The organism is Nitratireductor mangrovi (assembly GCF_007922615.2).
GTDB classification, from domain to species: Bacteria; Pseudomonadota; Alphaproteobacteria; order Rhizobiales; family Rhizobiaceae; genus Mangrovimarina; species Mangrovimarina mangrovi.
In genome coordinates, this window is record NZ_CP042301.2 from 2224583 (window position 1) to 2239723 (window position 15141).

The window sequence follows — 15141 nt, forward strand, 5'->3', positions numbered from 1 at the left end:
GCGGCCGCCGGTCGGCCGGCGCCTCGGAGGCCCGCCGTTTCACCATGCGCGTTCGAGGATTTCCATGACCTCGGCCTCGGTGGCGATCGGCCGCGCATTGCCGGCCACGCTCGGATGCCGCAGCATCGTCACGCTGAACGCGGCGATCTTCGGCAGGTCCGCGCGCGCGACGCCCGCTTCCGACAGCCGTGACGGCTGCGCGCAGGCATCGAACAGGTGGCGGACGGCGCCACCGAGATCCGCATTGGGAAGATCGAGTTCGCGGCAGATCCATTCCTGACGTTCACGGCACGCGTCCAGTTCGGCGTTCCACTCCAGCACCCGCTGCAGGAGGATCGCCGAGGTATGGCCGTGCTGGACCCCGGAGACGGCGCCGACGACCCGGCCGATCGCATGGCTCGCCCCTACCGGAATGCCCGCGGCCGGTCCGGAGATAGCCATCCACGACGCCCGCAGGAGGTCCCGCGCATCGTCCGCGCTCGCCTTGCCGGCGGCAAGAATCGGCAGGCCCCGCCACAACAGCTTCAGGCCGGCGAGCGCGAGCGCGCCATGATAGGCTTCGGCGGCGGTCGAGCAGAGGGTCTCGACGCAGTGGTCGATCGCCCGCGATCCCGATGCCGCCACGATCGACACCGGCGTGGCGAGCAGGGCTTCGGCGTCGAAGACCACGTGCTTCGGCACCATCAGCGGATGGTCGTAGGCATCCTTCCGCCCCGTGGCGCTGTCTGTGATGCCAGCAAAGGGCGTGAACTCGGCCGACGACAGCGTCGTCGGTACGGCGACGACGCGAATGCCGGCGGCCGGATCCGGACGCCCGGGAGGAGCCGTCCGGAACGCCTGGAACGCCTCGGCGTCGTCGAGACCGTGCCGGAGCCCGATCTGTGCGACCTTGCATGCATCGATGACGGAGCCGCCGCCGATGGCGACGATCAGATCGGCATCCGCCTGCTTCAGGAGCGAAACCAGCCGGACGAGATCGTCATAGGGTGAGTGAGCCCGGACGATGGGGAAGGAACCAGCCAGCGTCGCGCCGAGAGCCGCTGCCGCGCTCCCGAGCAGCACGGAGTTCGTCTGCGACGGTGATGAGACGATCGCAACCCTATATGCCCGCTCTTCGGCGGCGATCGAAGGAAGGACCTGCGCGACCGACCCGAAGCGCAGGCTCGCCGTCGCTGGCGGCCGCAGGACGGCTGCCTGGGCGTGGATGGTCATGCCGGCCTCTCCTCTTGACGGTCGCCCGAGCGTTCAGCATCTCGATTTGACTTTATAGTCAGATTATTTTCTCATCGGCAATCAGATCGACGCAACCGAAGCGCCAGTCGTGAGGGAGGGTGCATTGCCGGAGAAGAACGTCCGCTGGGAGCGCCGCGGTTCGGTTGCGTGGGTCACGCTCGACAGGCCCGAGGCCGGCAATGCCATGAGCCTCGAACTTCTCGCCGATCTCGGCGATGCGATCCGCCACGTCGAGGCGGATTCGGCCGTACGCGCGGTCGTGCTGACCGGCGCGGGGCGGTTCTTCTGCGTCGGGGGCGCGCTGGATACGATGCACGGTGCCGAAGAGATCGGCCATCGGATCCGTGCGATGACCTTCCACCTTCATGCGGTGATCTCGAGCCTCGCACGCATGCCGGCGCCGACGATTGCCGCGGTGAACGGCCCCGCGGCCGGTGCGGGTCTGAGCCTTGCGATCGCCTGCGATTTCGTCGTCGCCGCCGAGACGGCCCGCTTCTCGTCGAGCTACGCTGCCGCCGGCCTGTCGAGCGATGGCGGACAATCATGGACGCTGCCGCGCAGGGTCGGCCTGAACCGCGCTCGCGAGATGCTCCTTCTCGACCGCCGCCTGACGGCGGCCGAAGCTCTCGAGTGGGGTCTGGTGAATGCAGTCGCGCCGGCTGAGGGCCTCGAACGGACGGCGACCGACATGGCCGCGAAGCTCGCAGCCGGGCCGACCGCCGCCTTCGGCCGGATCAAGGGGCTCCTCGCCGATGGCGAGACGGCGGGTCTCGAAGCCCAGCTCGACCGGGAAGCCCGGGCGATGGCCGACAGCGTCGCCACCCAGGATGCGCGCGAGGGGATCGCCGCCTTCCTGGAGAAGCGTGCGCCGAATTTCCGCGGGTCCTGATGTCCCGCAACGAGAGAACGCTGGCATGACGATTCCATTGCGTGGTCTGGAAATGCGATCGACGATCACCGCCGACGGCGTGATGGACCTGCGGCTGGTCGAGGCCGCCGTCGCGGATCCGGCAGCCGACGAGGTGCTGGTGCGCATGGAAGCGACCCCGATCAATCCGACCGACATCGGCCTCATGTTCGGGCCGTCCGACCTGGGAAGCTTGGAGAGTGGAACGGCGGACGGGCTGCCCCGGCTCACGGCGCGCGTTCCGGCAGGCGCGATGTCCTTTCTCCGTCTGCGCCTCGGCCAGTCGTTGCGGGTCGGCGTCGAGGGCGCGGGAACCGTCGTCGGGGCGGGAGAACGGATGCGTCACCTCGAAGGCAGGCGCGTCGCGGTCCTCGGCGACGGATGCTTCGCGCAGTTCCGGACGATTTCCGGCGATGCATGCCTGGAACTGCCGGACGACGTTTCCGCGGCCGAAGGCGCATCCGCGCTGGTCAATCCTCTCACCGCGCTCGGGATCGTGGAGACGCTGCGTCGGAACGGCGGCCGCGCCATGGTCCACACGGCTGCCGCCTCCAGCCTCGGAAAGATGCTCGTCCGGCTCGCCGCGGAGGAGGGGATCGTGCTCGTGAACGTGGTGAGGCGGCCCGAACAGGCGGAGATGCTCCAGGCGATCGGGGCGCAGCACGTCCTCGACAGTTCCGCTCCGGACTTCAAGGACCGCCTGGTAGAGACGATTGCGTCGACCGGGGCGATGACGTGCTTCGATGCGGTCGGCGGCAAGCTCACGGGACGGATCCTGTGGGCGATGGAACAGGCCGCATCCCGGTCGGCCACGAGCTACAGCCGCTACGGCACCGCCGCAATGAAGCGCGCTTACGTCTATGGGACGCTGGATCCGGCCCCCGTGGAGATCGGGCGCGGGATCGGGCTCACCTGGAGCGTGTCGGGGTGGCTGCTGTTCGACTTCCTCCGCGACCTCGACGCCGTGGCGCAAGCGCGCCTGCACGATCGCGTGCGGGACGGAGTTCGGACCATCTTCGCCAGCGAATACGGTCATCCCATCGGGCTGGCGGACGCCCTCTCGCCGGAGGTTGTCGCCGATTACGCGCGGCGGCGGACCGGACCGAAGGTGCTCATCGATCCGCAACTCGGCCTTTCCTGATCCGACCGAGAACCTCGTCGCCATGTTCACCGAGGGCCGGAGCGGGGCGTCGGATCTCCGTCGCATAGGCGCTGAAGCGGACCGGCTGGGCGACGTGGCGCTCGCTCCCGGTCTTCGTCGCCACGTCCCGGAACAGCCCACGTGCGACGAAATGTGGGTCGGCCGCAACGCCGTCGAGGTCGTAAAGGGGTGACCAGGCGATGCCGTCGCGGTCGAAGAGCGTGCTCCAGTGGCTGCGGTCGTGGCGCGCGATTCGGTTCGCGATCAGGTGCCTCAGTTCCGGCGATCGTGCGCGTCGCTGCGCGCCGGTGAGGCTGGCCAGATCCTCCGAGCCCAGTGCGCGGCAGAGTCCGGCCCAGAAGTGATCCTCATGCGCGATGCTGAGCGTCAGATAGGTCCCGTCGGCGCAGCGGAAGGCTCCGTAGGCGGGTTCGTCATGCACGTCGAACGGGGAATCCCCGGCCACGTGCGGGACGAGGTAGGGCGTCATCCAGGAGACGAGTCCGTCGGTCATCGAGACGTCGATGGTGGTGCCCTGTCCCGTGCGCTCGCGTGCGAAGAGCGCCGAGGCGGTCGCGAAGGCGGCGAAGGTCCCGCTCGACAGGTCGCCGATCGCCAGATCCGGCAAGGCAGGCTCCCCGCCCTTCGTCTGGCGGATCATGCCGGCAACGCCCTGGTAGGACAGGTCGTGCGCGGGTCGCATCCGGGCAGGGCCGGTCTGGCCGAAACCGGTGATCGAGACATGGACGAGGCGCGGATTGCGCGCCTTCAGCACGTCGTATCCGAGACCCAACTTCTCCATCGTGCCCGGTCGGTATCCCTCCATCACGACGTCGGCCGTGTCGACCAGCGCCAGGAAGGCATCCCGGTCGGGAGCCGCCTTCAGGTCGAGGCAGACGCTTCGCTTGTTGCGCGCGAGCGACCGGAAGAAGGCCGGGAAGGCGCGCGCCGGATCGCCAATCCCGGGACGCTCGACCAGGATCACGTCGGCGCCGAGATCGGCCATCAGGAGCGTCGCGTACGGTCCGGGAAACTGCTCCGCGAGCGAGAGGACCCTGATGCCGTCGAACAGACCCTTCATTTCGTTCCTCTCTCCACGCTTCGTCTGACCCGCTGGATGGTGAAATTGACGAACTGGTCAGTTTATTGAATAACGCTGCGCTTCATCGGGCTCATGTCGAGCCGCATGAGATTACAGGAGATCTTCACGTGGTTCAGAGAGGGCGGCATTCTTCCGCCTGGAAGAACGTGGCGCCGAGCCGCGACCAGTTGTTCCAGCTCAAGCGCACCGCGCTCCTTCGGGAAGCCGCGAAGGCGTTCAGCGCCCGCGGGTTCCACGACACGTCCCTTGACGAGGTCGCCAGGACCCTCGGCGTGACCAAGCCGGCGCTGTACTACTACGTCAAGAACAAGCAGGAGATCCTGTTCGAGTGTCACATGCTCGCCCAGGACCTCGGCGAGGTCGCGCTCGCCTATGCGCTCGAACACGGCAAGACGGGACGGGAGCGGATCGTCCATGTGTGCCGGCGCTACATCGAGCTGATCACCGGCGAACTCGGCTCCTTCGCGGTCCTCAGCGAATATTCCGCACTCGAACCGGCCAATCGCGAGACGATCGGCAAGCGGCGCGATCATTTCCAGAGGGAGTTCAGCCAGCTCGTGGCCCAGGGCAAGGCCGACGGCAGCATCCGCAGCGTCGACCCGCGGATGACCGTGTTCTTTTTCATGGGGGCGATCAACTGGATGACGCAGTGGTTCCGCCCGGACGGCAGCCTCAGCGGCGATGAGATCGCCCATCATTTCGCCGACCTGCTGGACCATGCCCTCATGCAGCAGCAGCCCGTGCTCCCGAGCGCGCCGCCTGGTAGTCCTGCCTGAGCCGGTCGACGAGATCGGCGACGCTTTCCACGCGGGTCACGTCACCCACGCCGTGGCCTGCGCTCCAGATGTCGCGCCATGCCTTCAGCACCTCGATCTCCTTCAGGAGGTTGAAGCCCTCCGGCTTGTGCCCCTTGTCGAAGCCGGCATTCTGGAGGCTCTGGCGAAGCATGTTTGCGGGAATGCCGGTGACGGCGTCCGTGAGGATCACGTCGTCGGCGGTGCTGGCGACGAGCATCTCGCGATAGTGGTCGTTGGCGAGGCTCTCGCGCGTGGCGATGAAACTCGTACCGACATAGGCGAAGTCCGCACCCACCTGCTGCGCGGCATGAATGTACCGGCCGCGCGTCATGGCGCCGGCCAGGACGATGGGCCCGTCGAAGAATTCGCGCACGGCGCCCACGAAGGCAAAGGGGTTCAGCCAGCCCGTGTTGCCGCCGGATCCCGCGCAGAGCAGGATCAGGCCGTCGACGCCGGCTTCGGCGGAACGCCGCGCATGCTTCAGCGATGCGACGTCGGCGAAGACCAGCCCGCCGTAGCGATGGACCCGCTCCACCACCGCTGACGGATTGCCCACGCTGGAGATGACGATCGGCACCTTGTGGTTGGCGACGACTTCCATGTCCTCGTCGATCCGGGTGTTGCTCTGGTGAACGATCATGTTCGCGGCGAACGGAGCGTGACCTTCCGTTTCGGTCGTCATGCGCGCCAGCCATTCATCGAGGATCGCCGGCGACCGCGCGTTCAGCGTCGGAAAGGAACCAACGACGCCGGCCCGGCTGGAGGCGATCACCAGGTCCGGCCCGGAAATGAGGAACATCGGCCCCACCACGACCGGGACCGAAAGGCGTGACGTCAGTGCGGCCGCAAGGTCGGGGTTGCCCAGGCGAGTGGTCATCGATGTTCCTCCAACAATCTCCATGCCGTCAGATTGACACGATTTTACTTTCGAGTAAATTCTACATCTATCGGGTCAGAACAACGACGGACCGAGGAGGGTTCGCAGGCTGGCCGGAGCAGTGGGAGGAGACGTGGAGGCAACCGCTATTCCACGCGCGGAAAGCCGCGCGGCCGCGCGTACGCCGATGCTGGCGGCACGCGACGTGGTCATGCAGTTCGGCGGCGTCAGGGCCCTCGACGGCGTGAGCTTCGAAGTCGGCACGGACGAGCTCGTGGCCGTCATCGGCCCGAACGGGGCCGGCAAGACCTCCCTCATGAACTGCCTCAGCGGCTTCTATCGCCCGCAGAAGGGTGTCATCGAATTTGACGGCGTGCCCCTGTCCGCCAGGGGCGTACACCAGGTGGCCCGCGCCGGCCTCGCCCGCACCTTCCAGGGAACGCACGTCTTTTCCGGCATGACCGTGATCGAGAACATCATGATCGGCCGCCATATGCACATGCGTTCCACGATCGCCGATGCCTTCGCCCATTTCGGGCGGGCCAGGACCGAAGAGTTCCGCCATCGCGAGACCGTCGAGGAGATCATCGAACTGCTGGAGATGGAATCCATCCGGCATCGACCGGTCGGGACGCTCGGCTACGGCCTTCGCAAGCGCGTCGATCTCGGTCGCGCGCTCGCCCAGGAACCCAAGATCCTCCTGATGGACGAGCCGATGGCCGGCATGAACACGGAAGAGAAGGAAGACCTCGCCCGCTTCATCCTCGACGTCCGCGAGGCGCGCGGGATCCCGGTCGTCCTCGTCGAGCACGACATGGGCGTCGTGATGGATCTCGCCGACCGCGTCGTGGTGCTCGATTTCGGGCGCATGATCGCCGAGGGCACGCCTGCCGAGGTGCAGCGCGATCCGGCGGTCCTCAAGGCCTATCTCGGGGAGAACCGCTGATGCTGGTCATGCAGACCGTGCCGCAGCTGTTGCTCGACCGCGGGACCGGGCAGGCCTCCACCCTGTCGCAGCGCCACAAGAAGCGCGGCTACTGGCGCGAGTATACGTTCGGGGACGTGCTCGAGCGCGTCCGGGCGCTGGCGCTGGGGTTGCACGCCATGGGCGTGATGCGCGGCGAGACCGTCGGCATCATCGGCGAGAACGAGCCGGAAAACTTCTGGAGCGAGCTCGCAGCCTTGTCGCTCGGCTGCAAGGTCATCTCGCTCTATCCCGACCTGACCGCGGACGAGATCGACTATCAGCTGAACGACAGTCAGGCCGTGTGCCTGATCGCGCAGGATCAGGAGCAGGTCGACAAGGGGCTCGCCGTGCTCGGCACGGTGCCGACGCTGCGCGAGATCGTCTACTGGGACAGGACCGGCATGTGGTCCTACCGCCAGGAAAACCTGACGACCCTCGAAAGCCTGATCGATACCGGCCGGGCTAGCCATGCCGCGGAGCCCACTCTCTACGAGAGGATCGTCGCCGAGGGTACTCCCGACGACGTCGCGATCCTTTCCTACACGTCCGGCACGACGGGCCGTCCGAAGGGCGTCATCGTCACCCACAAGGGCCTGATCGACAACGCCCACCGCGTCATCGAAGCCACGAAGGTGCGACCCGGCGCAGACTATCTGACATACATCGCCCCGGCCTGGATCACCGAACAGATCGTCGGCATCACCATGGGCCTCGCCGCGCCGATGGTGATCAACTTTCCCGAATCCCCGGAGGAAGTCCTCTCGAACCTGCGCGAGATCGCGGTCGAGATGATGGTCTTCGCACCACGCCAGTGGGAGAGCCTCGCCGCCACCATCCAGGCGCGCATGCTGGACGCGGGCAGGTTCCGACGCCGCGTCTACGAATGGGGCATCGCCATCGGCCACAAGGTCAATGTCGGTCGCCTCGAAGGCAAGCCGGCGCCGCTCTCCGCGCGCCTCGCCTATCCGCTCGCCGACATGCTGGTGCTGAAGCCGCTGCGCGACAAACTCGGCCTGACGCGCCTCAAGCTCGCCGTGTGCGGCGGCGCCACCATGGCGCCCGACGTGTTCCGCCTGTTCCATGCCATCGGCGTGCCGCTGCGCAACATCTACGGCGCGACCGAGATCGGGCTTCTCTCCCTGCACCAGGGAGAGCGCTATGACCTGGAGACGGTCGGACGCTGGCTGACGCCGCATCCCGACGCCGGTCCGCCGCTCGAATGGAAGGTCTCGGAAGCCGGCGAACTGATGATCCGCGGCGGCTCCTTTTTCCAGGGCTATCACGGCAAGCCGGACAAGACCGACGAACGCCTCGCGGACGGCTGGTACCTGACGGGCGACGCGGTCTCCACATCGCAGTCCGGCGAACTCGTCTTCCTCGAACGCATCAGCGACCTGAAGCGGCTGCGCACCGGCGACAGCTTCCCGCCGCAATACATCGAGACCAGGCTGCGCTTCAGCCCGTTCATCAAGGACATCCTGACGCTCGGCGACGAGAGTCGTGACTTCATCACGGCGCTCATCAACATCGACATGGAAGTCGTGTCGCGCTGGGCGGAAGACCGAAACATCGCCTATTCCACCTTCACCGATCTGTCGCAGAAGCCGGAAGTGGCGGCGCTGATCCGCGACGACATTCGCCGGGTCAACAGCTTCCTTCCCGAACATGCGCGCGTGCGCCGTTTCGCCAACTTCCCCAAGGAGCTCGATCCCGACGAGGGCGAGCTCACGCGCACCCGCAAGCTTCGGCGCGAGTTCCTGACCGAGCGCTACGACGCACTCGTCACGGACCTCTATGCCGGCAGCGACACGACGGCGCTCGAGATCCCGATCACCTACCAGGACGGACGCCGCGGAACCCTGTCGGCCATCGTGCGGATCCACGACGTCGATGACGGCTTCACCCTCGCCACGACCTCGCATCCGAAGAAGGCCATCGCATGAGCGAAGTCCTCAACTACATGATCAACGGGGCCCTCGTCGGGCTCCTCTACTCGCTGGTCGCGATGGGCTTCGTCGTGATCTACCGCGCATCCAAGGTGTTCAACTTCGCGCAGGGCGAACTGGTCGTCTTCGGCGGCTTCCTCGTCTGGTGGATGGTCGTCTCGCTCGGGCTGCCGCTGTGGATCGGGCTGCCGCTTGCCTTCGTCCTCGCGGCCCTGTTCGGACTGCTCATCGAGCGGATCTTCTTCTCGAGGCTCGTGGGCGAGTCGGTCTTCGCGATGGTGATGGTGACGATCGGCCTCCTCATCCTGATGCGCGGGCTGATCCTTCTCCTCTTCGGACCGCAGGTGCGCCCGTTCCCGATCATTTTCCCGCTTCAGCCGGTGATCATCGGCGACATCCTGATCCCGCGCGCGCTCCTCATCGGCGGCATCATCACCACGGTCGTGGGCTTTGCCCTGTCCTGGTTCTTCAACAAGACCCGACCCGGCCTGAAGCTGACCGCAGTGGCGGAGGACCACCAAGTGGCGATCTCCATGGGCATTTCGGTGAAGCGCTCGGTGGCCTTCGCCTGGGTCCTCGGCTCGGTCCTCTCGACGCTGGGCGCAATCATCTATCTGAGCGGAAAGTCCCTGTCCTTCCTGGCATCCGAGATCGGCATCGCAGCGCTCCCGGTGGCCCTGCTGGCCGGCTTCGAGTCGATCGCCGGCGTCCTGCTCGCTGGCATCATCGTGGGAACGATCCAGGGACTGGTCACCGCCTATCTCGACCCGGTCGTCGGCGGCTCGGTCGGCATGGTGTTCCCGATGATCGTCATGCTCCTGATCCTCTTCATCAGGCCGACCGGCATGTTCGGCTGGAAGACCGTGGAAAGGGTCTGAGACGATGGATCCTGCAGGCGTCTTCGCCACCAGCTTCGCGCGCGACCAGGCCCTCATCCGGACGGGCAAGCAGGGACTGGCGCTCGCTCTGCTCCTCCTGTTCCTGCTGGCTCTGCCGGAGCTGGTCGGCCCGCGTCTCGTCGCGGTTGCGACGGCGATGCTGATCACCGCCGTCGTCGCCGTGGGTCTCCAGATCTGCACGGGCTACGCCGGACAGGTCAATCTCGGCCAAGCCGCCTTCATGGGGGCGGGCGCCTATGCCACCGCGGTCGCGGCGACCACCTACAGCCTGCCCTTCTGGATCGCCATTCCGCTGGGCGGCTGCGCCGCAGCCGCCTTCGGCTTCGTGTTCGGTCTCTCCGCCGTCCGGATCAAGGGGTTCTACCTCGTCCTGACGACGATCGCTGCGCAGTCCATCTTCCACTTCCTCGTGCTCAACCTGCCGCAATCCTGGCTCGGCGGCTCGAACGGGATGTCGCTGATGCCGGCCGAGCTGTTCGGCTTCGTGTTCGCAACGGACAGATCGATCTACTATCTCTGTCTCGTCATCGCGGCGATCATGGTCGCTGGCGCTTTTGGGATCGCCCGCAGCCGGCACGGCCGGGCCTTCGTCGCCGTGCGCGACGACGACGTCGCCTCGGGCATGATGGGCATCGACGTGGTCCGCACCAAGGCGATGGCCTTCCTGGTCGGCGCCTTCTATGCGGGCATCGGCGGCGGGCTGTGGGCCTACTACGTGCGCTTCGTGGCGGTCGACCAGTTCACGCTGTTCCACTCGATCTGGCTCGTGGCGATGATCATCGTCGGCGGCATCGGCTCGGTGACGGGCGCCCTCGTCGGCGTGGTCGTCATCATCACGATCCGCGAGACCTTCATCTCGCTCGGGCCGACCTTCATCCAGATCGCGCCGTCGCTCGGCGGCGACGTGGTCTTCGCGGCCCTCAACGTCTTTCTGGGCGGCATCATCGCCGCCTTCCTGATCTTCGAGCCACGCGGCCTCATGCACCGCTGGTCGATCCTCAAACGGTCCTATCGCCTCTGGCCTTTCCCCTACTGACGAATGGCGGACCGGAGTGGACAAAAATCGCATGACAACGGGAGGAAACGGCAGATGAATTTCTTCAGGAAATGGGCATTCGCGTCGGCCGCGGCCGTCGCGCTTGCGGCGCCGGCACAGGCGGACACCACCTACAACATCGCCTCGCTGGCAGACTTCACCGGCCCCTACGCCGACGTGATGAAGGATCTCGCCGGGTCGCGGCATTCGGCTGTCGCCTGGTGGAATGCCGAAGTCGGCAAGGAACTCGGGGTCACCCTGGCAATCAAGGACTACGACCACCGCTACGATGCCGCGCAGGTCGCGAGCCTCTGGCCGGGCATCAAGGCCGAGCTCAACCCCATCATCGCGCTCGGCGTCGGTGCCCCGGACGCCACCGCGCTGGCCGGCCGCCTGCCGAGCGACGGCATACCGCTCATCATGTCGACCGCAGGCTACGGCTTCGGCTGGAAGCCCGATCCCTGGGTGTTCAATCCCCGCGCCACCTATGCGCACGAGGCGGCCGCCTTCTTCGAATGGTATCGCAAGGAGAAGGGCATCGAGGGGCCGCTGAAGATCGCCGTGATCACGTCCGAAGCCTCGCCCGCCTATGTCGACATCGGCAAGGGAATCGAGAAATACGCCCACGGCGCGACCGACCAGGTCGAACTCGTCGAGATGGTGTTCACCGAGGTCCAGCCGACGGACCTGACGACCCAGCTCAACCGCGTCCTGAAGAAGGGTGCGCAGGTCATCGACGTGCAGACCAACACGGCCGCCGTCGTCGCCGCCAAGCGGGCGCTCCAGGCGCTCGGACGTTCCGACGTCCCGATCGTCATGAGCTCCCACAACGGCATCACCGCGTCGGCCCGCGCGCTCGGCGGCATGGCCGAGCTCGAGGGCGACTACGAAGTCTACGGCATGGCGATGCCCACCGACGAGGCGACCGAGCCGAAGAAGTTCTACGACAAGCTGAAGGCCGACTACGCGATGCAGGGCGCCTGGACGGTTCCGACCGTCATGGGCCTGAACCAGACCCTGGTCGCGCTCCGTGCCATCGAGGCTGCGGCCAAGAAGGTCGGTCCGGACAAAGTGACGGGCCAGGCGGTGCGCGACGCGCTTCTGTCGAACACGATCACCAGCGCCCAGACCTTCGGCGTGCTCTCGGACGTCACCTACACCAACGAGGCGCCGTTCCCGACGAGCGGGATCACCGTCAACGTCGGCACGGTGAAGGACGGCAAATACGTCACTGCCGCCGATGGCGTGGCGGTGCCGACGATCGAGAAGTGGTGACCTGACCTCGAAGGCGGCCGGGCGAAGGCCCGGCCGCCGCTACCGGAGCCCGGCATGCTCGAACTCAACAACGTCGAAGTCATCTATTCGGACGTCATCCTGGCGGTGAAGGGCGTTTCCATGCGCATCGAGACCGGTCAGTGCGTGACGCTGCTCGGCGGCAACGGCGCCGGCAAGTCGACGACGCTCAAGTCCATCTCCAACGTCATCAAGACGGAGGACGGGAAGGTCACCGCGGGCAGCATCCTCTTCGATGGCAGGCGGATCGACAACGGCGAGCCGGAGAACATCGTCACCCACGGCATCATCCACGTCATGGAAGGCCGTCGAGTGCTGAAGCACCTGACGGTGGAGCAGAACCTTCTGATCGGCGGACATCGCGAGCCGTCGCTGAAGGCCGTGCGCGCGAAGCTGGACGAGGTGTATTCTGAGATCGGGCGCCTCGCCGCGCTCAAGGACCGCACCTCCGGCTACCTGTCCGGGGGCGAGCAGCAGATGCTGGTGATCGGGCGCGCGATGATGGCACGGCCGAAGCTTATGATGATCGACGAGCCGTCCCTCGGTCTGGCGCCGCTGATGGTCGACGAGGTGTTCGCCCTGCTCGCGAGGCTGAAGGCATCGGGCATGACGCTCCTCCTGGTCGAGCAGAATGCGCGCGTCGCGCTGGAACTCGCGGACTACGGCTACGTGATGGAGAACGGGCACATCGTGCTCGAAGGCGCGGGCGAGGACCTGCGCCGCAACGAGGACGTGCGCGAATTCTATCTCGGCCTGAACCTCGACGGCGAACGCAAGAGCTACCGCGACGTCAAGCACTACCGCCGGCGCAAGCGCTGGCTCGGCTAGGGAAGAGCGCCGCCTGTCCGACGTGCCCGCCTATCGGACGTCACCTCCTATCCGACGTCCTTGCGGTCGACCACCAGCGGTGCGTCGTCGGGAATCGCGGCGAGCACTTCGACGTGGTCCGCCTTCAGCCGCGACAGCTCCCGGAACCGATCCGCCGCCAGCCGCCGGATCGCATCGACGTCCGCGCCTTCGGCGGTCACGAGGTTGAGCGTGATCTCCTCGCGATGTCCCGGGCGGGCGACCACGGCCTGGGCCCTGGCGAGACCCGGCACGGAGATGGCCAGGTCCTCGAGCTGGCGCGGATAGACGAAGATCTCGCGCGCCTTCACCGCCTGGCCGACGCGTCCCTGGAGCATCGAGATGCGGGCCACCGTGCCGTCCGCATGCAGCGATCGGGCGATCGCCACGTCGCCGGTTCCGAAGCGGATCAGCGGCCAGCCGGCGTTGAGCGTGGTCACGACGATCTCGCCCGGCTCGCCGGGCGGCAGCGGTGCCCCGCTTACCGGATCGCAGATCTGGACGATCCGGTCCTGATGGATCTCGTAGCCTTCCTCGCCGTCGCTCTCGAACCCGATGATACCGAAATCGGCGGTCGCATAGACCGAGAAGGTCCTGATGCCGTAGCGGGCCTCGAGCCGTTTCCGCTTGCCCATCCAGTCGCCGAACTCGCCGCCGAGAAGCGCGGATTTCACCGACCACTGCTCGGGCAGGGAGCGGCCCATCGCCTCGATCGTCTCGGCGAGCGTGACGAAGAAGGCGGTCGCCGCGCAGATGCAGGTCACGTCGAGATCGAGGACGAGCTTCGCCTGCATCTCGCTGTTGCCCGTGCCGGACGGGATCACCGCCGCGCCGGTGGCTCGCAGCCCGTCGTCGAGCGCCAGGCCTGCCGGCACGAGATGATAGGACCAGGTGTTGAGCACCCGGTCGCCGCGTCCGATCCCCGCCGCCGCGAAGGCGCCGGCGAAGCCGAAATGGTCGCTCTCACCGCGGATCTGGGGTTCGTTGATCGGGCCGGGCGAGACGAAGATGCGCTCGATGTCGCTCTCTTCCGCGGCGAGGAACCCGCCGAAGGGCGGTCTCTCGCGCTGCAGGTCGATCATGCGCTCCTTCTTGAACACCGGAATGCGGGCCAGCGCCTCGCTGCCGTCCAGCGCGGACGGGGCGACACCGGCACCGTCCAGGATGGCCCGGATCGCGGGTGCGAGGTCATGGGCGCGATGGTGGATGTCCCGCAGGCGGGCGAAGCGGTCCGTGCTCATGGTGGCCTTCTCAGCGCCCGATGAAGGTGGGCTTGCGCTTCTCCTCGAAGGCCGCAAGGCCTTCCTGCATGTCGTGACTGCCGGCATGCAGTTCGGACGCGAGGAGTTCGAGCCGCAGCGCCGTCGGCACCGGCTGCTCGAGCCCGTCGTCGACGAGCGCCTTGACGCGGCGCAGGACGAGAGGGCTCTTCTCGGACAGCTTTGCCACGAGGCGTTCGACGGCGGGCATCAGCTCCGCGTCGTCCACGACCTCGTTGACCAGACCGGCCGCGGCCAGCGCCTCGGCCGACATGAAGTCTCCCGTGTAGAGCAGGTATTTCGCGCGTGTGGGGCCGATCTTGCGCGGAAGCCGGACCGAGCTGCCCCCACCCGGCAGCAGCCCGAAATTGATGTGGCCGTCGGCGAGCCGCGCCGAACGGGCGGCGACGACGAGGTCGCAGCACAGGACGAGTTCCAGTCCGCCGGCCACGGTGATCCCGTTCACGGCCGCGATCACCGGACGCGGACACTTCTCGAGCCGGTTCATCATGGCGAGGACCGTGTCGAGGAAGGTCGCCATGGCAGCCTCGTCGCCCCCGCTGGTCTCGCGGACGAACTTCAGGTCGGCACCGGCACAGAAGGCGCGGCCGCTTCCCGTCAGCACCACCGCCTTGACGTCGTCCTCCATGGCGCGGTCGAGCGCGGCATCAATTCCGGCGACGATGGCGGGGGTGAGCGAGTTCAGCGCTGCTGGACGGTTCAGCGTGATCCAGACGGCGCCGTGCCGCACCTCGACCAGCGTGCTGGTATCGGACTTCGCGTCCATGACGACCCTCCCAGAATTTTACTCTTGAGTCAGTTGATTGTTCGGTCGGTC

At 66.8% G+C, this 15141-nt stretch carries 14 protein-coding genes; 9 read left to right on the forward strand and 5 right to left on the reverse strand.

Features of this window, described 5'->3' with window-relative positions; genetic code table 11:
* Positions 1–39: 39 nt before the first annotated feature.
* Complete coding sequence (locus FQ775_RS10905) at positions 40–1212, reverse strand: iron-containing alcohol dehydrogenase (RefSeq protein ID WP_146299206.1); 1173 nt, start codon at positions 1210–1212, stop codon at positions 40–42.
* A 124-nt stretch (positions 1213–1336) separates the two neighbouring features.
* On the opposite strand from FQ775_RS10905, the gene FQ775_RS10910 reads away from it, so the two are divergent.
* Entirely contained in the window at positions 1337–2122 is a 786-nt protein-coding gene (locus tag FQ775_RS10910; protein WP_146299207.1) for an enoyl-CoA hydratase/isomerase family protein, read from the forward strand.
* A 25-nt stretch (positions 2123–2147) separates the two neighbouring features.
* Positions 2148–3281 (forward strand): alcohol dehydrogenase catalytic domain-containing protein, encoded by a 1134-nt coding sequence (locus FQ775_RS10915; RefSeq protein ID WP_146299208.1) that lies wholly within the window; start codon positions 2148–2150, stop codon positions 3279–3281.
* Here FQ775_RS10915 and FQ775_RS10920 read toward each other — a convergent pair.
* Positions 3253–4362, reverse strand: coding sequence for a CaiB/BaiF CoA transferase family protein (locus FQ775_RS10920; RefSeq protein ID WP_146299209.1), 1110 nt, complete (start codon positions 4360–4362; stop codon positions 3253–3255). The two genes, FQ775_RS10915 and FQ775_RS10920, sit on opposite strands and share 29 nt — an antisense overlap.
* A gap of 167 nt (positions 4363–4529) precedes the next feature.
* On the opposite strand from FQ775_RS10920, the gene FQ775_RS10925 reads away from it, so the two are divergent.
* The gene (locus FQ775_RS10925) at positions 4530–5159 is read left to right on the forward strand and encodes a TetR/AcrR family transcriptional regulator (protein WP_167812896.1); all 630 of its coding nucleotides are present in this window, start codon (positions 4530–4532) and stop codon (positions 5157–5159) included.
* On the opposite strand, the gene FQ775_RS10930 is transcribed toward FQ775_RS10925, so the two are convergent.
* Complete coding sequence (locus FQ775_RS10930; protein ID WP_146299211.1) at positions 5107–6057, reverse strand: NAD(P)H-dependent flavin oxidoreductase; 951 nt, start codon at positions 6055–6057, stop codon at positions 5107–5109. The genes FQ775_RS10925 and FQ775_RS10930 overlap by 53 nt on opposite strands.
* Before the next feature lie 133 nt (positions 6058–6190).
* On the opposite strand from FQ775_RS10930, the gene FQ775_RS10935 reads away from it, so the two are divergent.
* Genes FQ775_RS10935 through FQ775_RS10960 form a run of 6 tightly spaced genes read left to right on the forward strand, consistent with a single transcriptional unit; the run spans position 6191 to position 13026 of the window.
* Positions 6191–7003, forward strand: a complete 813-nt coding sequence (locus FQ775_RS10935) for an ABC transporter ATP-binding protein (RefSeq protein ID WP_246730326.1) — start codon at positions 6191–6193, stop codon at positions 7001–7003.
* Positions 7003–8967 (forward strand): AMP-binding protein, encoded by a 1965-nt coding sequence (locus FQ775_RS10940; RefSeq protein WP_146299212.1) that lies wholly within the window; start codon positions 7003–7005, stop codon positions 8965–8967. The genes FQ775_RS10935 and FQ775_RS10940 overlap by 1 nt, the downstream gene beginning before the upstream one ends.
* On the forward strand, positions 8964–9848 hold the full coding sequence (locus FQ775_RS10945; protein WP_146299213.1) for a branched-chain amino acid ABC transporter permease: 885 nt from the start codon (positions 8964–8966) through the stop codon (positions 9846–9848). The genes FQ775_RS10940 and FQ775_RS10945 overlap by 4 nt, the downstream gene beginning before the upstream one ends.
* 4 nt (positions 9849–9852) lie before the next feature.
* Entirely contained in the window at positions 9853–10905 is a 1053-nt protein-coding gene (locus FQ775_RS10950) for a branched-chain amino acid ABC transporter permease (protein ID WP_146299214.1), read from the forward strand.
* A gap of 54 nt (positions 10906–10959) precedes the next feature.
* Complete coding sequence (locus tag FQ775_RS10955; protein WP_146299215.1) at positions 10960–12180, forward strand: ABC transporter substrate-binding protein; 1221 nt, start codon at positions 10960–10962, stop codon at positions 12178–12180.
* Positions 12181–12234: 54 nt separating this feature from the next.
* A complete protein-coding gene (locus tag FQ775_RS10960) occupies positions 12235–13026 on the forward strand; it encodes an ABC transporter ATP-binding protein (protein ID WP_146299216.1) in 792 nt (263 codons plus the stop codon).
* A 47-nt stretch (positions 13027–13073) separates the two neighbouring features.
* Here FQ775_RS10960 and FQ775_RS10965 read toward each other — a convergent pair whose 3' ends face one another.
* Positions 13074–14285 carry a phenylacetate--CoA ligase family protein gene (locus tag FQ775_RS10965; RefSeq protein WP_146299217.1) on the reverse strand — a complete coding sequence of 404 codons (1212 nt, stop codon included), beginning with the start codon at positions 14283–14285 and terminating at the stop codon, positions 13074–13076.
* 10 nt (positions 14286–14295) lie between these two features.
* Positions 14296–15090: an enoyl-CoA hydratase/isomerase family protein gene (locus FQ775_RS10970; RefSeq protein ID WP_146299218.1), complete on the reverse strand. Its 795-nt coding sequence runs from the start codon at positions 15088–15090 to the stop codon at positions 14296–14298.
* Positions 15091–15141 lie beyond the last annotated feature (51 nt).

Coding starts and splice junctions, on each gene's coding strand:
- FQ775_RS10905 (WP_146299206.1), bottom strand. CDS start 1,212: ATGACCATCCACGCCCAGGCAGCCGTCCTGCGGCCGCCAGCGACGGCG.
- FQ775_RS10915 (WP_146299208.1), top strand. CDS start 2,148: ATGACGATTCCATTGCGTGGTCTGGAAATGCGATCGACGATCACCGCC.
- FQ775_RS10920 (WP_146299209.1), bottom strand. CDS start 4,362: ATGAAGGGTCTGTTCGACGGCATCAGGGTCCTCTCGCTCGCGGAGCAG.
- FQ775_RS10930 (WP_146299211.1), bottom strand. CDS start 6,057: ATGACCACTCGCCTGGGCAACCCCGACCTTGCGGCCGCACTGACGTCA.
- FQ775_RS10940 (WP_146299212.1), top strand. CDS start 7,003: ATGCTGGTCATGCAGACCGTGCCGCAGCTGTTGCTCGACCGCGGGACC.
- FQ775_RS10945 (WP_146299213.1), top strand. CDS start 8,964: ATGAGCGAAGTCCTCAACTACATGATCAACGGGGCCCTCGTCGGGCTC.
- FQ775_RS10950 (WP_146299214.1), top strand. CDS start 9,853: ATGGATCCTGCAGGCGTCTTCGCCACCAGCTTCGCGCGCGACCAGGCC.
- FQ775_RS10955 (WP_146299215.1), top strand. CDS start 10,960: ATGAATTTCTTCAGGAAATGGGCATTCGCGTCGGCCGCGGCCGTCGCG.
- FQ775_RS10960 (WP_146299216.1), top strand. CDS start 12,235: ATGCTCGAACTCAACAACGTCGAAGTCATCTATTCGGACGTCATCCTG.
- FQ775_RS10965 (WP_146299217.1), bottom strand. CDS start 14,285: ATGAGCACGGACCGCTTCGCCCGCCTGCGGGACATCCACCATCGCGCC.
- FQ775_RS10970 (WP_146299218.1), bottom strand. CDS start 15,090: ATGGACGCGAAGTCCGATACCAGCACGCTGGTCGAGGTGCGGCACGGC.